This window comes from Rhizobium sp. 2YAF20, from assembly GCF_052114685.1.
Lineage (GTDB): Bacteria > Pseudomonadota > Alphaproteobacteria > Rhizobiales > Rhizobiaceae > Rhizobium.
Genome location: NZ_JBFRFF010000120.1, coordinates 1 through 1400 on the forward strand (window position 1 = coordinate 1; position 1400 = coordinate 1400).

The 1400-nt window shown below is 59.6% G+C and carries 1 pseudogene; it reads left to right on the forward strand.

The window, feature by feature from the left end:
* Positions 1–109: 109 nt before the first annotated feature.
* Positions 110–1226: pseudogene (locus AB4Z52_RS36180) on the forward strand (IS110 family transposase).
* The last annotated feature ends 174 nt before the right edge of the window (positions 1227–1400 follow it).

Here is a 1400-nt window from a genome sequence, read left to right on the forward strand (position 1 = left end):
CTAGACCGTATGTTCGTGAGGTGAAGGTGGCCCGCCCCCGCGATAAGCTGAATTCGGGGGTTGCTCTGGATTGGCCGGAGCCGAGCCCCACGCTTAGCGAGGGCGAACCATGAAAGAAGATAGCGTAATTTTCATCGGCTTGGATACCTCCAAGCTGAAGATTTCGGTGGCGGTTGCGAATGGCGAGCGCAAGCGAGGTGCGGTTTTTCGGCGACATCTCGTCGGAGCCAGCGTCGGTGGCATCGATGGTCAACAAACTTTCCAAGCGCGGAGCCAAGCTTCATTTTTGCTATGAGGCGGGTCCCACAGGGTACGGTCTTTACCGGCAGATTGTCGAACTGGGGCATGATTGCGTGGTGGTGGCGCCGTCCCTGGTGCCCAAGCGTGCGGGTGACCGGGTGAAGACAAACCGCCGGGACGCCGTAAGCCTGGCACGCCTGCACAGGGCGGGCGAGCTGACGGCGGTCTGGGTTCCGGACGAAGGCCATGAGGCGATCCGCGACCTGGTGCGGGCTCGCGAGTCGGCCGTCGATGCGCTGAAACAGGCGCGTCAGCAACTTCAATCTTTCTTGTTACGTCATGGCCGGATCTATACCGGCCGCGCGCCATGGACGCGCGCCCATACAAGATGGCTGGCAYGCCAGGCATTCGATCATCCCGCCCACCAAATCCTGTTGGCGGAATATTGCCAGGCCATCGAGGATGGCGGCGTGCGTTTGGACAGGCTGACCAAGCTGGTGGTGGAGACCGCGGCATCCTGGTCGATGGCCCCGGTTGTGGCCGCCTATCAAGCGATGCGCGGCGTTGCGTTCATGACAGCGGTCACCTTCGTGGTCGAGATCGGCGATGTCAGGCGTTTTGATAATCCTCGTCAGTTGATGGCGTATTTGGGTCTTGTGCCATCGGAAAGCTCAACCGGCGAACGGGTCAAACGTTCAGGGATCACCAAGACAGGCAACGCAAGGGCAAGAAGRGTSCTCATCGAAGGTGCCTGGACATATCGCTTCCCGGCCCGTGTAAGCTCAACGATCCAGGCGCGGCTGGAGGGCCTGCCAAGGACCGTTCGAGAGATTGCCTGGAAAGGCCAGGTGCGGCTTTGCGCGCGCTATCGAAAGCTGATGGCTGCGGGCAAGCCGAAGGTCGTCGCGGTAACCGCCATTGCTCGGGAAATGGCAGCCTTCCTGTGGGCGATTGGACAGGAGGTCGCTCCCACAGCCAAAGGCTAGCCTACCTATTGGTCAGCTTGAAGAGCAACGCTTAATCGAAAAATCGAAATCATCTGCTGTTGAACAAAGATGGAGGCAGGGCTCCGGTGGGGAACCCTCGTTCAAACTATGTGGCGGATAAAATCCATGCCCGATTCTAGACAGAAGACAGCCCCAGACGAACACACGGAAATG